General features: G+C 72.8%; 18 protein-coding genes and 1 pseudogene. 10 read left to right on the top strand and 9 right to left on the bottom strand.

Annotation, left to right across the window (positions count from 1 at the left end):
• Nucleotides 1-107: 107 nt before the first annotated feature.
• From ACWAT2_RS00650 to ACWAT2_RS00640, 3 genes are all read left to right on the top strand, one after another.
• Nucleotides 108-1,004: an alpha/beta hydrolase family protein gene (locus ACWAT2_RS00650; RefSeq protein ID WP_402371896.1), complete on the top strand. Its 897-nt coding sequence runs from the start codon at nucleotides 108-110 to the stop codon at nucleotides 1,002-1,004.
• A 167-nt stretch (nucleotides 1,005-1,171) separates the two neighbouring features.
• Nucleotides 1,172-2,614 (top strand): LuxR C-terminal-related transcriptional regulator, encoded by a 1,443-nt coding sequence (locus tag ACWAT2_RS00645; RefSeq protein ID WP_402371897.1) that lies wholly within the window; start codon nucleotides 1,172-1,174, stop codon nucleotides 2,612-2,614.
• Between the two features lie 70 nt (nucleotides 2,615-2,684).
• On the top strand, nucleotides 2,685-3,470 hold the full coding sequence (locus tag ACWAT2_RS00640) for a PucR family transcriptional regulator (RefSeq protein WP_402371899.1): 786 nt from the start codon (nucleotides 2,685-2,687) through the stop codon (nucleotides 3,468-3,470).
• On the opposite strand, the gene ACWAT2_RS00635 is transcribed toward ACWAT2_RS00640, so the two are convergent.
• The 3 genes from ACWAT2_RS00635 to ACWAT2_RS00625 all read right to left on the bottom strand — a co-directional run bounded on the left by ACWAT2_RS00635 (nucleotide 3,461) and on the right by ACWAT2_RS00625 (nucleotide 8,422).
• A complete protein-coding gene (locus ACWAT2_RS00635) occupies nucleotides 3,461-4,489 on the bottom strand; it encodes a CNNM domain-containing protein (RefSeq protein WP_402371901.1) in 1,029 nt (342 codons plus the stop codon). The two genes, ACWAT2_RS00640 and ACWAT2_RS00635, sit on opposite strands and share 10 nt — an antisense overlap.
• Nucleotides 4,489-5,868: a hemolysin family protein gene (locus ACWAT2_RS00630; RefSeq protein ID WP_402371903.1), complete on the bottom strand. Its 1,380-nt coding sequence runs from the start codon at nucleotides 5,866-5,868 to the stop codon at nucleotides 4,489-4,491. The genes ACWAT2_RS00635 and ACWAT2_RS00630 overlap by 1 nt, the downstream gene beginning before the upstream one ends.
• Before the next feature lie 124 nt (nucleotides 5,869-5,992).
• On the bottom strand, nucleotides 5,993-8,422 hold the full coding sequence (locus ACWAT2_RS00625) for a beta-glucosidase (protein ID WP_402372089.1): 2,430 nt from the start codon (nucleotides 8,420-8,422) through the stop codon (nucleotides 5,993-5,995).
• A 66-nt stretch (nucleotides 8,423-8,488) separates the two neighbouring features.
• Between ACWAT2_RS00625 and ACWAT2_RS00620 the strand changes: the two genes are divergently transcribed.
• A complete protein-coding gene (locus tag ACWAT2_RS00620) occupies nucleotides 8,489-8,758 on the top strand; it encodes an acylphosphatase (protein WP_402371905.1) in 270 nt (89 codons plus the stop codon).
• A 34-nt stretch (nucleotides 8,759-8,792) separates the two neighbouring features.
• Here ACWAT2_RS00620 and ACWAT2_RS00615 read toward each other — a convergent pair whose 3' ends face one another.
• A complete protein-coding gene (locus ACWAT2_RS00615; protein ID WP_402371906.1) occupies nucleotides 8,793-10,580 on the bottom strand; it encodes an ABC transporter ATP-binding protein in 1,788 nt (595 codons plus the stop codon).
• A gap of 552 nt (nucleotides 10,581-11,132) precedes the next feature.
• On the opposite strand from ACWAT2_RS00615, the gene ACWAT2_RS00610 reads away from it, so the two are divergent.
• From ACWAT2_RS00610 to ACWAT2_RS00595, 4 genes are all read left to right on the top strand, one after another.
• On the top strand, nucleotides 11,133-11,492 hold the full coding sequence (locus tag ACWAT2_RS00610; RefSeq protein ID WP_402371907.1) for an ANTAR domain-containing protein: 360 nt from the start codon (nucleotides 11,133-11,135) through the stop codon (nucleotides 11,490-11,492).
• 7 nt (nucleotides 11,493-11,499) lie between these two features.
• Nucleotides 11,500-12,207: a GAF and ANTAR domain-containing protein gene (locus ACWAT2_RS00605; RefSeq protein ID WP_402371909.1), complete on the top strand. Its 708-nt coding sequence runs from the start codon at nucleotides 11,500-11,502 to the stop codon at nucleotides 12,205-12,207.
• A 62-nt stretch (nucleotides 12,208-12,269) separates the two neighbouring features.
• Nucleotides 12,270-12,704 (top strand): ANTAR domain-containing protein, encoded by a 435-nt coding sequence (locus ACWAT2_RS00600; protein ID WP_402371911.1) that lies wholly within the window; start codon nucleotides 12,270-12,272, stop codon nucleotides 12,702-12,704.
• A gap of 126 nt (nucleotides 12,705-12,830) precedes the next feature.
• The gene (locus ACWAT2_RS00595; protein ID WP_402371912.1) at nucleotides 12,831-14,024 is read left to right on the top strand and encodes an alcohol dehydrogenase catalytic domain-containing protein; all 1,194 of its coding nucleotides are present in this window, start codon (nucleotides 12,831-12,833) and stop codon (nucleotides 14,022-14,024) included.
• 55 nt (nucleotides 14,025-14,079) lie between these two features.
• Here ACWAT2_RS00595 and ACWAT2_RS00590 read toward each other — a convergent pair whose 3' ends face one another.
• Nucleotides 14,080-14,943 (bottom strand): SDR family oxidoreductase, encoded by an 864-nt coding sequence (locus tag ACWAT2_RS00590; protein ID WP_402371914.1) that lies wholly within the window; start codon nucleotides 14,941-14,943, stop codon nucleotides 14,080-14,082.
• 33 nt (nucleotides 14,944-14,976) lie between these two features.
• On the bottom strand, nucleotides 14,977-15,747 hold the full coding sequence (locus ACWAT2_RS00585; protein WP_402371915.1) for a PAS and ANTAR domain-containing protein: 771 nt from the start codon (nucleotides 15,745-15,747) through the stop codon (nucleotides 14,977-14,979).
• Between the two features lie 182 nt (nucleotides 15,748-15,929).
• On the opposite strand from ACWAT2_RS00585, the gene ACWAT2_RS00580 reads away from it, so the two are divergent.
• The gene (locus ACWAT2_RS00580) at nucleotides 15,930-16,595 is read left to right on the top strand and encodes a PAS and ANTAR domain-containing protein (RefSeq protein ID WP_402371917.1); all 666 of its coding nucleotides are present in this window, start codon (nucleotides 15,930-15,932) and stop codon (nucleotides 16,593-16,595) included.
• Nucleotides 16,592-17,137: a DUF2231 domain-containing protein gene (locus ACWAT2_RS00575; RefSeq protein ID WP_402371919.1), complete on the top strand. Its 546-nt coding sequence runs from the start codon at nucleotides 16,592-16,594 to the stop codon at nucleotides 17,135-17,137. The genes ACWAT2_RS00580 and ACWAT2_RS00575 overlap by 4 nt, the downstream gene beginning before the upstream one ends.
• 549 nt (nucleotides 17,138-17,686) lie before the next feature.
• Here the strand turns inward: ACWAT2_RS00575 and ACWAT2_RS00570 are convergent.
• The 3 genes and pseudogenes from ACWAT2_RS00570 to ACWAT2_RS00560 all read right to left on the bottom strand — a co-directional run bounded on the left by ACWAT2_RS00570 (nucleotide 17,687) and on the right by ACWAT2_RS00560 (nucleotide 20,322).
• A pseudogene (locus tag ACWAT2_RS00570) lies at nucleotides 17,687-18,548 on the bottom strand (manganese catalase).
• Nucleotides 18,549-18,578: 30 nt separating this feature from the next.
• Nucleotides 18,579-19,181 carry a flavodoxin family protein gene (locus ACWAT2_RS00565; RefSeq protein ID WP_402371921.1) on the bottom strand — a complete coding sequence of 201 codons (603 nt, stop codon included), beginning with the start codon at nucleotides 19,179-19,181 and terminating at the stop codon, nucleotides 18,579-18,581.
• A 94-nt stretch (nucleotides 19,182-19,275) separates the two neighbouring features.
• Nucleotides 19,276-20,322, bottom strand: a complete 1,047-nt coding sequence (locus ACWAT2_RS00560; protein ID WP_402371922.1) for a glucose 1-dehydrogenase — start codon at nucleotides 20,320-20,322, stop codon at nucleotides 19,276-19,278.
• Nucleotides 20,323-20,394 lie beyond the last annotated feature (72 nt).

Below are 20,394 nucleotides of genomic sequence, written 5' to 3'. Positions count from 1 at the left end.
GCCGGCACCGGACCGGCGATCTTGCCGATGCCACCCGGCGGGCCGGCACCACACGCTATTTGGGCAGCAACGGCTCCCGCCGGGGGCCCCGTCAGAGAGGACGTACGATGCAGCACTCACCGAGCACCTCCCGGACCCGCCAGCGGGTGACCGGCATCCTGGCCTCGCTCGCCGTCGCCGTGGGCGTCGGCATCGCCGCCGGCCCCGCCGCCCAGGGCGCGGACAACCCCCACGAGCGCGGTCCGGACCCGACCGAGTCGAGCATCGAGGCATCGCGCGGCAGCTACTCGATCTCCGAGCAGAACGTCTCCAGCCTCGTCTCGGGCTTCGGTGGCGGCACGATCTACTACCCGACCACGACGCGCGACGGCGACTTTGGCGCCGTCGTCATCTCGCCCGGCTACACCGGCACCGAGCGGACCATCTCGTGGCTGGGTCCGCGGCTCGCGTCCCAGGGCTTCGTCGTCCTGACGATGGCCACGAACTCGATCTACGACCAGCCCGACTCCCGAGCCCGCCAGCTCCAGGCGGCCCTCGACTACCTCACCGACTCGAGCCCGGTCGCCGACCGGATCGACGCCGACCGGCTCGCGCTCATGGGCCACTCGATGGGCGGCGGCGGCACGCTGCGCGCGGTGGACGACAACCCGGACATCAAGGCCGCCATCCCCATGACCCCGTGGCACGTGAAGAAGAACTGGTCGTCGGTCAGCACCCCCACGCTGATCTTCGGCGCCGAGTACGACTCCGTCGCCCGGCACGAGACGCACGCCGAGCCGTTCTACGAGTCCTTCGACCGAGACCTTCAGAAGGCCTACCTGGAGCTGGACGGGGCCAGCCACTTCGCTCCCAACAGCTCCAACACGACGATCGCGAAGTACTCGATCTCCTGGCTCAAGCGGTTCGTCGACGACGACACGCGGTACACGCAGTTCCTCTGCCCGGGACCCTCGACCGGGTGGTTCTCGGACGTGGAGAAGTACGAGAGCTCGTGCCCGTTCTGACCCGGGCCTGACCTCGTCCCGACCGGGACGGCGGACCTCGACGGCGGGCGGGCGCACCCGATGCGTCCGCCCGCCGTCGTGTGCGGTGGCACACCGCGGGGACCGGGCACCCGTGTCCCGGCACAAGGACGAGTGGCGCGACCGTGCGGTCGACCTAGCCTCTCGGCATGCAGACCACCGCGATGCGAGGGCACACCGAGCTCGCCCGCGGGCTCCGGCTCCATGCCGACGGTCCCGTGCACGACGCCTACGCCAGCCTCAGCCTCGCCCGGTCCGAGCTCGGCGAGCAGCCCGGGGCCGCGCTGACCGCCACGCTGGCCGCCGTCAACGCCGCGTGGAGCGCGGGCGACCATGTCGCGTGCGTGGAGGCGCTGACCACGGCCCTGGGTCAGGCCGCTCTCGACGGCGCTCCCCGGGACTACCTGACCGGGATGCTCGCACTGCTGCACGGCCGGACGTCGGAGGCTGCCGGACCACTGCGTCGGGTGGTGCGCGGCGCGCTCGCCGGGCACGATCCCGAGGCGCTCCTGCGTGGCGCGGCCGCCGCACTGCTCACCGGAGACGTCCAGGACGGTTGCCGCGCGGGGGCCCGTGCGCTGGCCGCCGCTCGTGCGGCCGGTGACTCCGCGCTCGTCGCCCGCGCCACCGAGTACGTGGCCTACGCCGAGCTACGCGCCGGACGCCACGCGCAGGCGCGCGAGCACGCGCTGACCGGGCTGCGCGCCGCGGAGCAGTCGCGCCGGGCCAACACGGCGGCGCACCATCACGCGGTGCTGGCCCTCACGGCGGCCGTGCAGGGCCCGCCGGGGCACGTCGTCGACCATGCCACGGCGGCCCTGGCGACCGCCCGTCGCCACGGACTCGCCCAGCCGGTCACGCTGGCCGAGTGGGCGCTCGCCCGGACCGAGCTCGTCGAGGGCCGGCCTGCCGACGCGGCAGGCCGGCTGGTCTCGCTGCTGGCGTCGGCCGAAGGCGCACACTTCGCGCTGCGCGGCCTGGTGCTGCCGACGCTCGTCGAGGCCGCTGTCAGCGCCGGCGACCACGCCACGGCTCGTGCCGCACTGTCGGAGCTCGCCGGGTGGAGCCGCACGGCGTCCGACCCGCAGGGCCCGGCCCTGCTCCTGCGCTGCCGTGCCCTGCTCTGTTCCACCGAGGCCGAGGCGGACGCCCTGTTCCGCCAGGCTCATGCCGCTCACCTCGAGGCCGGCGGCCTCTTCGAGAGCGCTGTGACCTTCCTGCTGCACGGCCGGCGGCTCGGTCGCCACGGCCGACCGAGCGACGCCCGGGAGCGTCTGCGCGACGCGCTGCTGCTCTTCGAGCGCGGCGGCGCGGACCCGTGGGCGGACCGCACCCGCACCGAGCTACGGGCTGCCGAGGCCGCCCTGGCGACGTCGGTCCCCGACGTGCTCACCGACCTCACCCCGCACCAGCTGCGGATCGCTCGTCGTGTCGCCGCCGGGGAGACCAACCGGGAGATCGCTGAACATCTCTCGGTGAGCGTGCGCACGGTGGACTGCCACCTGCGCAACATCTTCGTGCTGCTCGGCATCCGTTCGCGTGTGGAGCTCGCGCTGCAGGTGCCACCGAGCACCGGCGCGGCGGCGCACTAGAGACCGACCGGGCGGTATGTCATGCTGTGACGTGGCGGGACGACACCGGCGTCGTCCGCGAGGAGGATTCATGCCCGACGTCACGACCCTGACCGCGGCCCCTGCTCCGCGAACGGGCGCGCTCGGCGGCACCGCCTGGTCGCGGCACCGGGCCGTCGCCTCGCTGCTGGACGGTTCCTGCCTGCTGGCCGAGCTGCGGCCGGCGGCGATGGCCCTCGCGATGCCGGTCACGGGGCGCTACCAGGTGGTAGCCCTCGAAGCGCCCGGACAGGCCGGGCTCGCGACCGGACGCGCCGTCGTCGGCCGTCGTGCCGCCCAGGTGCACTGGCACAGCTCGCGTCCCGTCGAGCTCGGGATCGTGCGGCTCGACGACGCGACGACCGTCCCGACGACGCACGACCGCCTGCCGGCCGGCGTCCGCCTCGGGATCGGGCTGCCCGTGGACGGGCTGGCCGCGCTCGCCGACAGCCGTCGGCAGGCCGAGACCGCGCTGGACCTGTGCCCGCCCGACGGCGGTGCAGCACGGCTGGCCGAGCATCTGCCCGCCGCGCTGCTGGGCGCCGACCCCACCCTGGCGCGCCAGATCCGCGACCAGGTCCTGGGCGTGCTCCTCGACGCGGTGCAGCCCGACCAGGAGATGCTGCTGGAGACGTTCGCGACGTGGTTGGCCACCGACGGGTCGGCCAGGGAGACCGCGAGGCGGCTCGGCTGCCACCGCAACACCGTGACCAACCGGCTGCGCCGGCTGGAGCGTCTCACCGGACGCCGCGTGGACCGGCCCCGCGACCTCGTCGACCTGACGCTCGCGCTGCACGCCCACCGCAGCCCGACGACTCACGGCGGCCGTCACACCTGACCCGCGGCTCCTGGCGTGGAGCCGGGGGTGACCTGCCGCAGCGCGTCACCGAGGGTGACCACGCCGACGAAGCGCGACCCGTCCATCACGACGGCCAGCTGCTCGCTGGCCCGGCGCATCCCGGACAGCGCCTCGTGCACGGGCTGGTCCGTCGGGGCCACGTAGGCCGGCCGGGCCAGCTCACGTGCCGGCCGGTCGAGCGGCTCGAGGAGCGTGTCCCGCACGTGCACGACCCCTGGCGCGCCGTCGTCGGACTCGACGAGGATGCGCAGGTGGCCCGAGCGGCGAGACATCGCCTGCACGTCGGCCACGGTCGCCGTCGTGGCCACCGCCGTCGGCCGGGCACCGGTGCCCACGAACGACGACACCTGTCGGGTCGTCAGGTCGAGGGCACCGGCCAGCGGGCTACGGATCGACGCGTCGATCGTGCCGACCTCCGCCGAGTGCTCCACGAGGTGGCGGATGGTCGCCGCGTCATGCCCCCCGACGGCGGCGCGGTCCACCGGCTGCACGCCGGTCGCGGCCACCAGCCGGTTCGCGACGGCGTTGATCCACAGCAGCAGGGGCCGGAAGGCCCATACGAACGCCCGCGCCGGCGGCGAGACGAGGATCGCCGAACGCTCCGGGTGCGCGATCGCCCACGACTTGGGCGCCATCTCCCCCACCACCAGGTGCAGGAAGGTGACGAAGAGCAACGAGAGCGCGAAGGACAGCGTGCCCGCCAGCCAGCCGGGCAGCCCCCAGGACGACAGGATCGGCGCCAGCCAGTGGTCCACCGCCGGCTTGGTCACGGCACCGAGCGCGAACGTGCAGGCCGTGATGCCCAGCTGGGCGCCCGCGAGCATCACGGTCAGCTCGTTGGCGGCGCGCAGCGCGGAGCGGGCGCCACGGCTCGACACCGCGGCCTCCTCCAGGCGGTGCCGGCGGGCGCCGAGGAGCCCGAACTCGATGACGACGAAGAACGCGCTGAGCGCGATGAGTCCCGTCGTCGCGGCCACGACGACCCAGGCGTCGTTCATCAGTCCGTCCCCTCGTCGTCGCGCACGTCGGCGTCGACCGTCTCCACCGAGACCCGCACCACGGCGGGCACCCGGCGTTCCACCTCGAGGACCTCCGCACGCAGCAGCCGCCGGACGGGCTCGTCCGTCGCGAGGTCCGCCGGGTCGACCGGCAGCTCCACGTCGACCGACTGGCCCACCTCGGGGAGGGTCCCGCAGCCGGCGATCACCAGGCCGGCGAGCGTCTCGTAGTCCCCGCGGGGCAGGTCGTGGCCGATGGCGCGCGCGACCTCGTCGAGGTGGACGTCACCGTCCATGCGCCAGGCGTCCACACCGTCGGCCTCGACGACCTCGTCCGCATCGTCGTCGTGCTCGTCGGTGAGCTCGCCGACGATCTCCTCGCCGAGGTCCTCGAGCGTGAGGATCCCCGCGAACCCGCCGTACTCGTCGATGACGCACGCCAGCTCGTCGTGCTCCGCGGAGAGCTGCGCCAGTGCGTCCGGCAGCAGCATCAGCGTCGGGACGACCGTCACCGGGCGCATGATCTGCGAGACCGGCACGTCCTCGGCGGTGGCCGCCAGCACGTCCAGCAGGTGGACGACGCCGACCGGCTGGTCCTCGGCGGAGGTGACCGGGTACCGCGTGTGGGCGGCCGCCATGAGTTCGCGCACCTGGCCCACGCTGGTGTCGGCGTCGACGGTGTCCACCCGCGAGCGCGGCACCATCGCGTGCTCGACGTCTCGCCGGGGGAAGTCGAGAATGCGGTCGAGCATCATCGACAGGTCCTCGGGCAGGTCCCCGCTCTCGCGCGAGTCGGCGACGATGTGAGCGAGGTCGCTCGGCGTCGCGCTGGAGTCGACGTCCTCCACCGGCTCGATGCGGATCAGGCGCAGCAGCGCGTTGGCGGCGTGGTCGAACACGGTGATCAGCCACCCGAACGCCGCGAGATAGACCTGCGTCGACCGTGCGAGGCGACGCGCCAGTGGCTCGGGGTCCGCGATGGCGAGGTTCTTCGGGAACAGCTCGCCGAAGATCATCTGCAGCACCGTCGAGGCGGCGAGCGCCAGCACGGTCCCGACCGCGATGCTCACGCCCGCGGGAACGCCCACCACGCCGAGGATCTCGGCCAGGCTCTCGCCGACCAGCGGCTCGGCGACGTACCCGACCATCAGGCCCGTCACGGTGATGCCGAGCTGGGCGCCCGAGAGCATGAACGAGGTGCGGCGGGTCACCGCCAGGGCACGGGCCGCGGTGGTGTCGCCCGCCTCGGCCTGCGCGCCGAGCCGCGAACGGTCGACCGACATGTAGGCGAACTCCTGGGCCACGAAGTAGCCGTTCGCCGCGATCACCACGGCGATGACCACGAAGCCCAGGAGCAGGGTGGCCACGGTGATCAGCACCGGGCACCGCCTTCTGCCCGGTTGCCGGCGGTGCCCGGCCTATCGTCACTGTCTGCGGATGCCGCAGCTTTTCTCACGAGTCGTCCCACGCCTCCCAGCGATGCTGTCCGGGCAGGATCTTAGCTCAACGCTCCCGCGGTGCGGCCGACAGCACGAGGCGCAGCACGTTGCGCGCCGTGCGCTGCAGCTCACCGAGCGTGATCCCGTCCGGCGCGGCGAACGACTCCAGCAGCGACCCGTCCCCGGTCTGGACGTCCCGCCCCCACGCTCCGGGCATGTTGACGTCGACCTGGGCGCGCACCCGGTAGGCGTCGTTGCGCAGGGACGGGAAGTCCGGGTCCGTGCTCTCGCGCAGCCACCAGTCGGTCATCACCGCCCCGGTGAACCCCCACTCGCCGCGCAGGACCGTGGTCACCAGGTCGTGGTGGTAGTGGCCCCACGTGCCGTTGATCTTGTTGTAGGAGGTCATGACGGTCCGCGGTGCGGCGGTCGTGACGCAGATCTCGAATCCGCGCAGGTAGATCTCACGCAACGCCCGCTCGGAGACGCGCGAGTCGTTGTGCTCGCGGTTCGTCTCCTGGTTGTTGGCGGCGAAGTGCTTCGGGCAGGCTGCCAGCCCGGCGTGCTGGATGCCCCGCACGGTCGCCGCACCCATGATCCCTGTCAGCAGCGGGTCCTCGGAGAAGTACTCGAAGTTGCGTCCGCACAGCGGGTCGCGCTGGATGTTCATGCCCGGCGCGAGCAGGATGTCGGATCCCTTGACCGCCATCTCCTGCGCCAGCAGCACGTTGAGCCGCTCGACCAGGCCGGGGTTCCAGGTCGAGGCCAGCGCCGTCCCGCTGGGCAGCAGCGAGGTGTAGGTGGCCAGCCGGATGCCGGCGGGGCCGTCGGTGGTCGTCAGGGGCCGCACGCCCTTGCCCCGCAGGGACGCGACCGTCCCGCCCAGCGCGCCGGCGTTGCCGGGCGCACCGAGGGCGGAGTCCATGACGTAGTCGCCGCGGCTCAACGCCTCCAGCTCGTCGTCGTCGAGCTGGGCGAGGAAGGTGTCCAGGTTCGCGTGGCCCCCGGCGACGTCGTCCAGGGTGATGCCCCGGTCGCCGGTGCGCTCCAGCGGCGCGGGCAGGTCCCCGAGCACCCGCTCGCGACGGGCGACCGTCGCCGTCGGCACCTTGTCGTACGCGGCGACCGTGCCGCCGTCGTCCCCGGCGCGCGCCACCAACCGCTCGAAGGCGTGCTGCGGCTCGACGCCGGCGACCTCGCTCAGTCGGCGCACGACCCGCAGCGCGGGCACCTCCACGCCGCCGCAGACGGCGGCGGACCGGACGTCCGTACCCAGCAGCACCTCGTAGCGGCCTGCCTCCAGGACGTAGGACGAGCGGTGGCCGGTCACGCCCGAGTCGTCGTAGGCGGCGACGTCGTCCAGGTCGAACCGCAGCTCGATCGTCTGGGACTCGCCGGGCGCCAGGACCCGCGTCTTGGCGAACGCGGCGAGGTGCCGCGCGGGACGGCCGAGCAGGCCGTGCGGCGCACGGACGTAGACCTGGGCGACCTCGGTTCCGTCGTGAGCCCCCGTGTTGGTGACGGTCACCGGCACGACGACGCTGCCAGCGTCGTGCGTCACCTCGGCGCTCCGCACGTCGAAGGTGGTGTAGGCGAGCCCGTACCCGAAGGGGTACAGCACGTGCTCGGGCGCGAAGGTCTCGAAGTAGCGGTACCCGACGTACACGTCCTCGACGTACTCGTTGAAGTCCTCGGCCCCGAAGTGCCCCGCGGAGGGGTAGTGCTCGTAGGAGGTCGCGATCGTGGCGGTGAGCTTGCCGCCGGCGGGGACGGCGCCCGTGAGCACGTCGACGACGGCGCGACCGGACTCCATGCCGCCCTGCCACGCGAGCAGCACGGCGTCGAGGTCGTACTCACGGGTCCAGCCCAGGTCGACCACGTTGCCGGTGTCGACGACGACGACCGTGCGCTCGAACGCGGTCGACACGTCGTGCAGCAGGGTGCGCTCGTCGTCGGTGAGGTGGAAGCTGCCCGGCTCGAGTGCCTGCTCGCGCGCCTCGCCGGCGGACCGGCCGACGACCACCAGGGCGAGCGGCGTGCGTCGGGCGACCGCCGCGACGTCGTCGGCCGTCAGGGGCATCTCCGGGTGCGACCGCGGCCACGTGCCCCACTCGGGCTCGGGGTCCACCGGGTGCTCGGCGCACCACGTCTCGTAGCGCTCGGCGAGCTCGGCGTCGACCTCGACGTCGTCGCTCGCGCGCAGCGCGTCGAGGAGGTTCCACAGGTACGGCGGGCGCACGTCTCCTCCGGAGCCGTAGCCGACCGTGAAGTAGTCGTGCTGGACCCGGCCGAAGACGGCGATGGTAGCGCTCCCACCCACAGGCAGAAGCCCTCCGTCGTTCTTCAGCAGCACGATTCCCTCGGCCGCTGCCTGCCGACAGGTCTCCCCCATGCCCTCGGGGATCCAGCGGTCCTGCGACTGCAGCCGCACCCGTCCCTGAGCCAGCTCGTCGGTGCTGTGCGCGGCCGCGCCGATCCCTGCGTCTCGTTGCATCACGCCAGTACTCTACGCGGCGGCACGACCGATGGCGCAGTCCGGTGCGCTCGCTACCGTGGAGCCATGAGCATCCGGGTGCACGTCCTCGTGCGCGGCACGGTCCAGGGCGTCGGCTTCCGTTGGGTCACGCAGCGCGCCGCGCAGGAGGCCGGGGTCGCGGGGTTCGTCCGCAACCGTCCCGACGGCACGCTCGAGGCCGCGCTCGAGGGTGAACGCTCAGCCGTCGACCGGGTCCTCGAGGCCCTGCGGACCGGGCCCGCGGACGCGCACGTGACGGACGTGGAGGTCCAGGAGGTGCCGCTGCGGGACGAAAGGTCGTTCACCGTCCGGTGAGGCCCGCGGCCGCGCCGGGCCGCGCCGCCCGCGGCTAGGTGCTCACGCCATCCTCCTGCGCCGCGTGCAGCGCCGCATACCGGCCTCCGCGGGCGAGCAGCTCGTCGTGGCTGCCTACCTCGACGACGCGGCCGCGGTCGAGCACGACGATGCGGTCCGCCTGACGGATGGTCGACAACCGGTGGGCCACGACCAGGGTGGTCCGCCCCCGCATGAGCCGGTTCAGCGCGTCCCGGACGGTGGCCTCCGCCTCCGGGTCGAGGGCGCTGGTGGCCTCGTCGAGGAACAGCATGCGCGGGTCCCGCACGAGCGCACGGGCGATGGCGAGACGCTGGCGCTGGCCGCCGGACAGCCGCGCGCCGCGCTGCCCGACGACGGTGTCCCACCCCTCGGGCAGCGCGCTGACGAACTCCCAGGCGTTCGCGTCCCGCAGGGCGGCGACGACGCGCTGATCGGACGCCTCGTCGAGCCCGTACGCCACGTTGTCGCGGATCGTGCCCTCGAAGAGCACCGACTCCTGCGGCACGACGGACACCGAGCGCCGCACGGTGCGCAGGTCCAGCTCGGCCATGTCCTGCCCGTCCAGCAGGATGCGCCCGCTGCTGGGACGGACGAACCCGAGGACGAGGTTGAGCAGGGTCGACTTGCCCGATCCCGAGGAGCCGACGAAGGCCACGGTCTCGCCCGCCCGCACCTCGAGGTCGACGTCATGCAGCGCGTCCTCGTCCGCCTCGGGGTAGCGATGGCTGACGTGCTCGATCTGCAGGTGGCCCTCGACGTCGCCCACGACCCGCTTGCCCTCGTTGGCCTCGAGGTCCGGTTCGGCCAGGACCTCGGCGATCGACCGCATGGACTCCAGGCCGCGCGCGGTGACCGGCACCAGGTTGAGCACCTGGGTGAGTCCCTGCGTCAGGAGGCCGAAGTACGTGGACAGCAGGACCACCTCGCCCGGGGTGATCGCGATGATTCCCGTCAGGGCAACGACGGCGGCGAGCACCAGGCAGCACACGCCGAGGAACTGCATCGCCACCCACGAGACGGAGGCGACCCGGCCGTTGAGCATGTCGAGCGAGAAGGCCGCGCGACGCACCTCGTCGGCACCGGACGCGACCCGTGAGGTCGCTGTGCGCTCGAGCCCGTGGGCGCGGGTGACGGGGATGAGCGAGGCCATCTCGCCCACCTGGGTCGCGAAGGTCTCCATCTCGCGACGGAACAGCTCGTTGCGGGACCTCGAGCGCTTGGCCATGGTGCGGCGGATGACGAGCGCCGTCGGGATCGCGAGCGCGTAGACCGGCAGAAACTCCGGCACCTTGATCGCGGTCATCGTCACAGCCCCGGCGAGCACCATGACCGCGGAGAGCAGCGGGTGGGTGACCTGCTGGAGCATCAGCTCGACGTTCTCGACGTCGCGCACCACCTTGGACTGCACCAGCGCGGCGCTCGAGCGGGCGTAGTAACCGATCGACAGACCCTGCAGATGCTCGACGAGCGCGTTGCGCAGCCGGGCGCCGGTCCCCCGCACGACGGTCATGAAGTTGCGCGTGTAGACGATGTGGTGGGGGTAGTTCTGCGCGAGCAGCACGGTGGCGAGGGCGAACCACAGCAGGACCGTGCCGACGGCGCCGTCCTCGGCGACGATGTCGATCACGGCGCCGGTGATGACCGGCAGGAACCACAGGGGGATCTCCTTGACGGTGAACGCGGACAGGGCGACGACGAGCCGGCGCGGCTGCGTCCCGAGCAGGCGCAGGACGGACCGGACCGGACGGGCACCGTCGACCCGGTCGAGGTCACCGGTGTAGGTAAGGGCTTTCCTGCGCATGCAGACGATCGTATCGATTCAAACCCGCGAGCGCCGTCGGCGTCCTGCTCGCCGGGCCGGCAGGCGTACGGTGGGAGCAGACGGCCGGGCACGCGCGGACGCCGACTTGAGTGGCGCAGCCCGTCACAGGAAGGCAGCGATGACCCTCTCGGGGTACCTGCAGGAGTGCGCCTCCCGGTCGGCCGGAGTCCTCGGTGACGACCTGGACGCCAGCGTGACGTTGCGACAGCACGGGCTCACCCTCCACGCCGGCAGCAGCAGCCGGGCGGCGGAGCGGTGCGACCAGGCCGAGGCGATGGTCGACGAAGGCCCCTGCGTCGACGCGATGGCGACGGGGGCCAAGGTGGACGTGGCGTCCGTCCGGGCCGAGGTGCGGTGGCATGCCTGGCGTGCCCAGACCCTCGAGGAGGGTTTCGTCCGGGCGCTCGCCGTCCCGTCCGAGGTCGCCCCCGGCGTCTCCGTCGCCCTCAACCTCTACTCCCGTGCCGGGGCCGGTGGGAGAGCCGGCTGGTCGGCGCCGCCGAGGCCTACTCCCGGCTCATCGCCGCGGCGGTGCGGCTGCAGCTCGAGTTCGCCGACGTCGACGACGCCGCCGGGGCGCTCCTGCGCGACACGTCGGGCGCCACGATCGTCGACCAGGCCGTCGGTGCGGTGATGGAGACGAACGGCTGCTCGGAGGCGGCCGCCCGAGAGCTCCTGCGGTCCGCCGCCGGGCGACGCGAGGTCACCGAGCGCGAGGTCGCCACGACGGTGCTGCGATCGTCGGTCGCGGTGGGGACGGGGACATCGTCGACGACCGTCTCCCCGGCCTGTGACGACCGGTGCGGCGACGGTCGTCACCACGCCCACCAGCCCGGTCGCGTGTGCCCGGGCCCTCGGTGGAACACTGGACCCGACGAGGGAACGAGGTGACGGTCGGTTGAGCCCTACAGAGCTGTTGGGTCTGCTCGCACAGACTTTGGCATCGGCCGACGCAGAGGAGCCGCTGGCCGTCCGGCTGTGCCGAGCCGTGGTCAAGATCCTCGACGGGCAGGGCGGCACGCTCACCCTCGCGTCCGTCCCGGGCGACAGGCTGATGGTCAGCACGTCGGGCGCCTACGCCGAGATCGACGCACTGCAGGAGATGCTCGGCGAAGGTCCGGTGCAGCAGGCCATGCACGACGACAGCCTGGTCGTGGCACGGGTGGAGGACTCGCCCAACCGCTTCCCGATGTTCGCCCAGGAGGCTGCGAAGGCGTTCGGCGGCCCTCTCACCGTCTACGCCGTGCCGATGCACGCGGGCCTGCAGACCATGGGTGTGCTCAGCCTCTACCTCACCGACGGCCGGCTGTCCCGCGGCGTTGAGGGCATCCAGTTCCTCGCCGACGCGGTCGGCACGTCCCTGATGAACGACCTCGACGCCCTCGACTGGTCGCGCAAGGCGCGCATCCACCAGGCCACCGGCATGGTGGCCGCGCAGCTCAAGATCCCGCCCGGCGACGCGCTGGCCGTCCTCCGGGCCCACGCCTTCGCCCGGTCCACGGACCTGGAGACCGTGGCCGACGACGTGCTGACCCGGAAGATGAACTTCTCGCACGACGGTGACCACCTGTCTGCGGACGACGACGAAGGAAGCGAGGAGCCCTGACGCTGCAGGATTCCGTCCGCAGGGTCGAGCGACCTGGAGGTCCTCGCCGCCGCGGGGCGGTCGTGACCGCCGTCGGCCGCTCGGAGATCCTCGACCGTTGGCCCACCGTCGGGCGGGCCATCGTCGGCGCCGGGCTGCACAGCGCGCACGCCTTCCCGCTGTCGTGGCGCGGCACCGTGGTGGGCGGGCTGAACGTCTTCGCGCGGGCCGAGCTCGACGCCGCGCCCGAGGACCTGCGGACGGCCCAGGGGTTCGCGGACATGCTGACGATCGTGGTGGCCCAGCCCGGCACGTCGGACGAGGACGAGCTCGGTCGTCGTGTCGACCATGCGCTCGCAGGGCGGGTCGTCGTCGAGCAGGCCAAGGGCGCGCTCGCCCAGCGTCTCGACCTCGACATGGCCGACGCCTACGACGCGCTGCTGGCACGCGCTCTGCGGGACGGCTCCGCCCTGACGAGGTCGGCGCTCGACGTGCTGCGCGAGGCGCAGGAGGCCTGACGCCCCGTCGACCGGCCAGCGCCCGCCGGGTGTCCGGGTGGCAACGTCCGGCCTCCGGCCCCAGGGTGGGTCGTGTGCTCGAGAAGCGCGGCACAGACGAGCTGCTGGAGAACACGAGGTGGACAGATGCGCGCACTGACCTGGCAAGGACGGGAGTCGCTCTCCGCCGAGGAGGTCCCCGACCCCCGGATCGAACAACCCACCGACGCGGTCGTCCGCGTCACGTCGACCGCCGTCTGCGGCTCCGACCTGCACCTCTACAGCGTGCTGGGCATGTTCATCGACGCGGGCGACGTCCTGGGGCACGAGGCCATGGGCGTCGTGGAGGAGGTCGGCTCCGCCGCCGGTGACCTCCAGGTCGGCGACCGGGTCGTGGTGCCGTTCACCATCTCGTGCGGCCGCTGCTGGATGTGCACACGCGGGCTGCAGAGCCAGTGCGAGACGACGCAGGTCCGCTCCCAGGACAAGGGCGCCGCACTCTTCGGCTACACCCGCCTGTACGGGCAGGTGCCGGGCGGGCAGGCCCAGTACCTGCGGGTCCCCCAGGCGCACTACGGCCCGGTCAAGGTGCCCGACGACGGCACCCCGGACGAGCGCTACCTCTACCTGTCGGACGTGCTGCCCACCGCCTGGCAGGCCGTGCGGTACGCGGACGTGCCGGAGGGCGGCAGCGTCGTGGTCGTCGGGCTGGGGCCGGTCGGCCAGATGGCGGCCCGGGTGGCGCTCCACCAGGGAGCGGGCACCGTCATCGGCATCGAACCGGTCCCCGAGCGCCGGGCCATGGCCGAGCGGCACGGCGTCACCACGCTCGACCCGGGAACCGGCGGCGCGCTCGCGTCCGCCGTCCGCGACCTCACCTCCGGACGCGGACCCGACTCGGTCATCGACGCCGTCGGGATGGAGGCGCACGGGTCACCCGCGGCCGAGGTCGCGCAGAAGGCCGTCGGGCTGCTTCCCGATGCCGTCGCGGCACCCCTGACCGAACGCGCGGCGACCGACCGCCTCGCAGCGCTGCGCACGGCGTTCGACCTGGTGCGCCGGGGCGGCACCGTCTCCATCTCCGGCGTCTACGGCGGCGCCCTGGACCCGCTGCCGATGCTGCAGCTGTTCGACAAGCAGCTGACGCTGCGCATGGGGCAGGCGAACGTGCGGCGCTGGACCGACGAGCTGCTGCCGTTGGTCCAGGACCCTGCGGACCCGCTCGGCGTCCTCGACCTGCGCACCCACCGGATGCCGCTGGAACGGGCTCCCGAGGCCTACGCCACCTTCCAGCGCAAGGAGGACGGCTGCATCAAGGTCGTGCTCGACCCCTGGGCGTGAGCCGACGAGGGGCGGCCCCGGCGCCCTCGCTCCGGAACCGCCCCTCGTCGTGGCGTCAGAAGACCGGCTTGCCGCCGGTCACGCCCAGGACCGTGCCCGACACGTAGCTCGCCTCGGACGAGGACGCCAGGAACACGAACGCCGGCGCCACCTCGGCCGGCTGGCCCGCCCGGCCCAGCGGGGTGTCCTGACCGAACGACTCCAACTTCTTCTCGGGCTGGGTCGCCGGCTGCAGCGGCGTCCAGATCGGGCCGGGCGCCACGGCGTTCACGCGGATCCCTCGCGGGCCGAGCTCGGCGGCCAGGTTCACCGTCAGGTTGTTGATGGCCGCCTTCGTGGAGGCGTAGTCGACCAGGGCCGTCGATGGCTGGTACGCCTGGATCGACGAGTTGTTGATCACCACCGAGCCTTCCCCCAGGTACGGCAGGGCCGACTGGGTCACCCACAGCAGCGCGTACACGTTGGTCTTGAGGACGCGGTCCATCTCGGCCGTGGTGACATCCTCGATCGACTCCCGCCGCGCCATCTGGAAGCCCGCGTTGTTGACGACGACGTCCAGGCCGCCGAGCGCCTCGGCCGCCCGTCCCGGCAGCGCTCGCGCGGTGTCCTCATCGGTGATGTCGCCGGGCAGGAGCTCGACCGTCCGCCCCGCCTCACGGACCCACCGTGCCGCCTCCTCCGCGTCCTGCTGCTCCTCGGGCAGGTAGCCGATCGCGACGTCGGCACCCTCGCGGGCGAACGCGATCGCCACCGCGCGCCCGATCCCGGAGTCCCCGCCGGTGATGAGTGCCCGCCGGCCGATCAGGCGGCCGGAGCCTCGGTAGCTCTCCTCGCCGTGGTCGGGTCGTGGGGTCATCTGGCCGGTCCACCCCGGAGGGTCCTGCTGCTGCGGGGGGAACGCCTGCTGCTCGTCGGACATGTGCCTCTCCTCGGTAGTCTCGTCCTGCGCCGCTCAGCTCGCGCGCCGCCTGGCCAGCTGGGCCTCGCGCATGTGCGGGCGCCGGTCGGGCGCGACGGCGTCGAACGTCCGGTCGACCTGCTCGCGGGCACCCTCGCCGAGGCCCGGACCGGCGGCCAGCTGGGCCATGACCTGCCCGGCCGTCTGCCGCAGCCCGGCACCGGTCGCGCCCGCCTGCTGCACCAACATGGCCTCGGCCGCGTCCTCGTCGAGGCCGTGCACCGCCATCAGCACGCCCTTGGCCCGTTCGATGGAGGCCGCCGAGACGTAGGCGGCGTCGATGGCACGCTTCACCTGCTGGTCGACCGCCTGCTTGCGCACCGGGGTGACGTCGACGATGTATCCCACGACCTGCTCGCTGCCCTTGCCGCGCGGACGGCGTGCCTGACCTGTGACCAGGAGATCCCTGGTACGGCCGTGCGCATCAACGATCCGGTGGGAGCAGGCGAACTCGCGCCCCGCGCGCAGGGAAGCGAGCGACTCCTTGACCAGCTTCTCCCGTTCGTCCGAGTGCTGGTGCCGGCGCAGCACGTCAGGGCTCGGTGAGACCTCGCCCGCCTCGTACCCGTGCATCGTGGTGACCTCTTCGGACCACCACCACCGGCCCGTGCCCAAATCGACCGTGTAGCGCCCGACGAGCAGGCCGGTCCCGACAGCCAGGGTGCCGGCCAGCTCCTCGGCGGTCACCGGGCCTGTCGCCTCCGGGTGGGGGGCGACGAAGGGATCTGTCGGGGTGGTCGTCAGCGGTTCCGTGGTCTGTGCCATGGTCAGTCTCCGTCCGGACGAAGTCCGAAGCCGCTCCTTGACCTCCTTCGTCACGCTAGCCCCCACCGGCGGGACGTGCCAACAGATGCGTCCGGACGGTCGACCGGTTGTCGCACCGAGTAGCAGGGCGTAGTTTCGAGGTCCGGTCATGCAGCGGCCGGCACCGAGTCCTTGGAGCAGCCATGACGACGGTCCCGCACGACGAGACGCTGGCGAAGGCCATCGCCCACCAAGACCAGACCTCGGTGGGTGAGTACCGGATCACGGTCGTCACCGGAGAGTGGTGGTGGTCCGACGACTCCTTCCGGATGTACGGGTTCGAGCCCGGCGACGTGGTGCCGACCACCGACCTCGCGCTGGCCCACGTCCACCCCGCCGACCGGGAGGTCGCACGGGCCGTCCTGGAGAAGGCTCAGCAGAGCGACGAGCCGTTCGCCATCATCCAGCGGATCGTCGACGCCCGGGGGTCGGGCCACGTCGTCGCGACCGTGGGCAGGGGTACCTGCGACGCGGACGGAGCGGTGACCGAGGTGAGCGGCTACATGATCGACCTCACGCGCAGCGTGCGACACCTCGCCGCGGAGGAGGCCGACGCGTCCATCCAGGCTGCCGCGCGGAGCCGGGCCGACATCGAGCAGGCGAAGGGCGTGCTGATGATGGTCCTCGGCGTCGACGAGGACGGCGCGTTCACGATCCTGCGCCGCCTGTCCAACGACACGAACACTCCCCTGCGCGTGCTGGCAGGGTGGTTGATGACGACGGCGCGCGAGGCGGACGTGCCGTCGCGGGAGGCCGTGCTCGACTTCATCGCCCGCCTCAAGGACCGCGACATCACGGAGGTGCCATGACCGAGAGTCAGCGGCGACCAGGACTGTTCGTCCCGCTCGAGCGGCTCGAGCGTCAGGAGTCCGCCGACGGGCTGGCGGCCACCGTGCTGCGGGCGGCCCAGAAGCTCACACCGACCGCCGGACCGCTCCACGACGAGCTGCGCGGCCGGTCGCTCGGTCACCCGGTGCATTCCGCCCTGACCGACCTGCCCGTCGGCCTGTGGGTCTCCGCGGCGGTCCTGGACCTGACCCGCCCGCCGGGTCACCACGAGGCCGCCCGGCGGCTCGTCGCCCTCGGCCTGGTGAGCGCCGTCCCGACGGTCATCACAGGACTCACCGACTACCGCGCCCTGACGCGACCCGCCCGTCGGGTCGCCGCCGTGCACGCCGCGGCGAACGGCCTGGGCAACGCGCTGATGGCCTCGTCGTGGGCCGCGCGCCGCTCCGGGCACCACCGTGCCGGGGTCCTGCTGTCGACCGTGGGTCTCGCGGCTGCCGGTGCGGGAGCGCTGCTCGGCGGCCACATCGCCCTCGGCATGAAGGAGCCCGCAGAGCTGCCCTGAGGGCCGTCCTGCGTGCAGCAGCGGTTCGCCTTGCGAAGAACCGCTTCTCGGGGTGACGGTGTGGGACGCCGCCACCTGGTGCCCCGAGGCCGGCGTCCCGATGGCCCCGCTGCTGGACCGGCATCGTTCACGCTGCCACCGTCACCAGGGCTCGCACGACGTGGGGCCGGCACCGGTTGCAAGCGGGTCGCGACCTGGAAGGCTTCGAGGACGGGGCGTCGAGGTCCAGGAGAGCGGCCGCGGGACGCCTCGTGGTCTGGAGGCGAGCATGAGCGAGCACACTGACGACGAACCGTTCGAGGACCCCGACACGAGCCCCGACGAGCCCGGCGGTCCTGGCACGGGCCCCGGCCCGAGGGCTCCCGGGCCACGTCCGCACGACGACCCCGGGCCGAACACCGGTCCGGGCCCCCGCTCCCCCGGGCCTCGGTCTCCGGAGCAGCGGGACTGAACGACGACCGGGCGCCCACCCTTCCGTCTCCTCCGGCGGGGTGGGCGCCTCGTGCGTCGGGACTCGGCGCTGCCTCGTCGCGTGCGCGCCCTGCATCGTCACTCGCGGTTCAGGGCGTCCTTCACCGCTCCGGCCGCCTTCTCGAACGCGCCGGGCTTGCCGGTGGTGCCGTGGAAGCGCGGGTCCGGCGTCGTGGGCGCCGGCATGGGATCGCCCGGCGGCGGTGCGTCGAGGTAGTCGAACTCGCCCCTGCCGTCCGGGGTCGGGCCGCTCGCCCAGCTCCCCTCCGACGCGTGCTGGCCGTCGCTGAAGTTGATGTACTGGTACGAGGCCTGCGTGTGCTCCTTGCCCTGCGGGAACGTGCTCGGCACGGGCAGGTCCTCCACACCTTCGTCGCGCAGCTCCTGCGCGACCGGCGATCCACTGGTTCTGGTGCATGGTGTCGCGCGCGAGGAGGAAGGCAAGAAGGTCGCGCACGCCGGCGTCGTCGGTCATGTGGTAGAGCCGGGCGACCTGGAGGCGACCCTGCATCTCGGCGTTCGCGTTCGCCGTGAAGTCGGCCAGCATGTTGCCGCTCGCCGTGACGTACCCGGCCGTCCACGGGTTGCCGTTGGAGTCGACGGGACGCGATCCGGCACCGGAGACGATGGCCTGCTGCGGGTCCGTGCCGCCGATGATCGCGGCCACGGTCGGGTCGTCCTGGACGGCGCCCTCCACGGCACCGACGGGCGCGTCGCCGAGCAGCTGCGAGATCATCGTCGCCAGCATCTCGACGTGTCCCATCTCCTCCGCCCCGATGCCGTACAGCAGGTCGCGGTACTTGCCGGGCAGATGAGCGTTCCAGGACTGGAACCCGTACTGCATGGCGACGGTGATCTCGCCGTACTGCCCGCCGAGCACCTCCTGGAGCTTGCGGGCGTAGACGGCGTCTGGTCGGTCGGGCTTCGCCCGGTGCTGCAGCTCTTGACGGTGGAAGAACGCCGAGGACCGTCAGCCGGGCGGTGGGACCGGCCGGGCGACGAGCGCCTCGGCCACGGAGTACAGGTTGTGCGCCATGAGCCGGGCGGTGTTCTGCGACCACTCGTGCCCGTGCCCGGTGGAGACGTAGTCCTCCCCCGGCCCGGGGCCCTGGTTCCAGTAGGTCCACGCCTGACCGGGCACGGTGTAGCCGAGGTCGACGAGCGCTCCGCTGATCTCGGAGATGACGTGGTGGGCGCCGTCCTCGTTGCCGGTGACCACCACGCCGGCCACCCGGTTGTAGGCCACCGGGGTCCCGTCGTCGGTGGTATCGGTCATCATGGCGTCCATGCGTTCGAGCATGCGCTGAGCGATCGAGGAGGGTCGGCCCAGCCAGGTGGGGGTGAGCACGACCAGGATCTCGGCGTCCAGCAGACGCGCGTGGACGCCGGGCCACTCGTCACCGTCCCCGACGTCGGTCGCGACGCCCGGCGGCACGTCCAGGTCGGCGAGGCGCACGTGCCCGACCTCGACACCGCGCTCGGTCAGGGCGTCGGCGACGACGGCACCGAGCGTCTCGGTGTTGGAGCGTTCCGGGGACCTCTTCAAGGTACAGCTGACGAACAGAGCTTTCATGAGACACCTTCTCGCCGGGTACGGCGGCCTGGGCTCGACCTGCGCACCACCGTAGCGCGACGACGCCCTGCCCACCCGGGCGCCGTCGCCGCGGTCAGAGGTCGATCACGGTCTTGATGCCGCCGTCCTCGGGCTCGAGCGCCTCGGTCGCCCGGTCGAACGGCACGTGTCGGGTGATCAGCCGGTCGAGCCAGTCGCGGTCGGCGTCCGCGAGCGCCGTCGCCGCCGTGCGGAAGTGTTCCTGGTTCGCGTTGACGGAGCCGATGAGGGCGTCGTTCTCGAGCACGAACTCCCGGTTGACGCCACCGGCGTCCACGCGGACGGGCCGCCCGATCGGCGAGACGCCGAGGAGGCAGGTGACGCCGTAGCGGGCCGTGCCGGACAGGACGTCCACGACGACGCTGCTGGCGCCGGTGGCCTCCAGCACGATCTCGGGACGCAGTGCGGTCATCACCTCGGTGACGGGCTCGGCGTGGTACGTGGCTCCCAACGCGCGCACGAGCTCCGGCTTCGGCCCGTCGGTCACCCGGTCGAGCACGTGCACGTCGAGCCCGCGCTGGACACCCAGCAGCGCGGCGAGCAGGCCGACCGGCCCGGCGCCGGTGACCAGCGCCGACTCCGGCTCGAACCACGAGCGCCCGCCCACCAGCTCCACCTGCTCCCACGCCTTGGCCACCACGGACGTGGGCTCGACCAGGACCCCGAGCATGCCCAGGGAGTCGTCGACCCGGATGGCGTAGTCCGGCTCGATGCGCCACCGCTCGCTGCCGAAGCCGTCCACGCCCTGGATGCCCCGCTCCGTGTACCGCCCGTTGCGGCACATGTCGGATCGGCCGCGCGCGCACGCGCCGCAAGGCACGGGGTCGGGACGCCGGACGACGCCGACGACGAGGTCACCCACCGTCCAGCCGCTGCCCTCGGGCGCCTCGAGGACCCGGCCGAGCGACTCGTGGCCCAGCACCAGCCGGTCCCGGCCGACGGCGGCCGCGCCGTGCTCGGCAGCCACGATCTCGCGGTCGGTGCCGCACACGCCCAGGGCGAGGCCCGCCACGAGGATCTCGCCGAGCTCCGGGCCAGGTTCCGGGACGTCGGTCACCTCGAGCGAACCGGCCCGGCCGGGCCGGACGGTCAGTGCCTTCATAACGCCTCCTCCTCGCGGCCACCGGCGCGGCCGTCCCTCCATCGTCGGACGCGGCGCAGGAACCCGCAGGCC

Source organism: Isoptericola sp. GX10416, assembly GCF_056590155.1.
Note: the sequence above shows the minus strand (reverse complement) of the source record. Positions and strands in the feature narration are given on the sequence as shown.

Bases quoted from the DNA above. Each gene is read 5' to 3' on its own strand.
- ACWAT2_RS00650 (WP_402371896.1), top strand. From the start codon at position 108: ATGCAGCACTCACCGAGCACCTCCCGGACCCGCCAGCGGGTGACCGGC.
- ACWAT2_RS00645 (WP_402371897.1), top strand. From the start codon at position 1,172: ATGCAGACCACCGCGATGCGAGGGCACACCGAGCTCGCCCGCGGGCTC.
- ACWAT2_RS00640 (WP_402371899.1), top strand. From the start codon at position 2,685: ATGCCCGACGTCACGACCCTGACCGCGGCCCCTGCTCCGCGAACGGGC.
- ACWAT2_RS00635 (WP_402371901.1), bottom strand. From the start codon at position 4,489: ATGAACGACGCCTGGGTCGTCGTGGCCGCGACGACGGGACTCATCGCG.
- ACWAT2_RS00625 (WP_402372089.1), bottom strand. From the start codon at position 8,422: ATGCAACGAGACGCAGGGATCGGCGCGGCCGCGCACAGCACCGACGAG.
- ACWAT2_RS00620 (WP_402371905.1), top strand. From the start codon at position 8,489: ATGAGCATCCGGGTGCACGTCCTCGTGCGCGGCACGGTCCAGGGCGTC.
- ACWAT2_RS00615 (WP_402371906.1), bottom strand. From the start codon at position 10,580: ATGCGCAGGAAAGCCCTTACCTACACCGGTGACCTCGACCGGGTCGAC.
- ACWAT2_RS00595 (WP_402371912.1), top strand. From the start codon at position 12,831: ATGCGCGCACTGACCTGGCAAGGACGGGAGTCGCTCTCCGCCGAGGAG.
- ACWAT2_RS00590 (WP_402371914.1), bottom strand. From the start codon at position 14,943: ATGTCCGACGAGCAGCAGGCGTTCCCCCCGCAGCAGCAGGACCCTCCG.
- ACWAT2_RS00585 (WP_402371915.1), bottom strand. From the start codon at position 15,747: ATGGCACAGACCACGGAACCGCTGACGACCACCCCGACAGATCCCTTC.
- ACWAT2_RS00580 (WP_402371917.1), top strand. From the start codon at position 15,930: ATGACGACGGTCCCGCACGACGAGACGCTGGCGAAGGCCATCGCCCAC.
- ACWAT2_RS00575 (WP_402371919.1), top strand. From the start codon at position 16,592: ATGACCGAGAGTCAGCGGCGACCAGGACTGTTCGTCCCGCTCGAGCGG.
- ACWAT2_RS00565 (WP_402371921.1), bottom strand. From the start codon at position 19,181: ATGAAAGCTCTGTTCGTCAGCTGTACCTTGAAGAGGTCCCCGGAACGC.
- ACWAT2_RS00560 (WP_402371922.1), bottom strand. From the start codon at position 20,322: ATGAAGGCACTGACCGTCCGGCCCGGCCGGGCCGGTTCGCTCGAGGTG.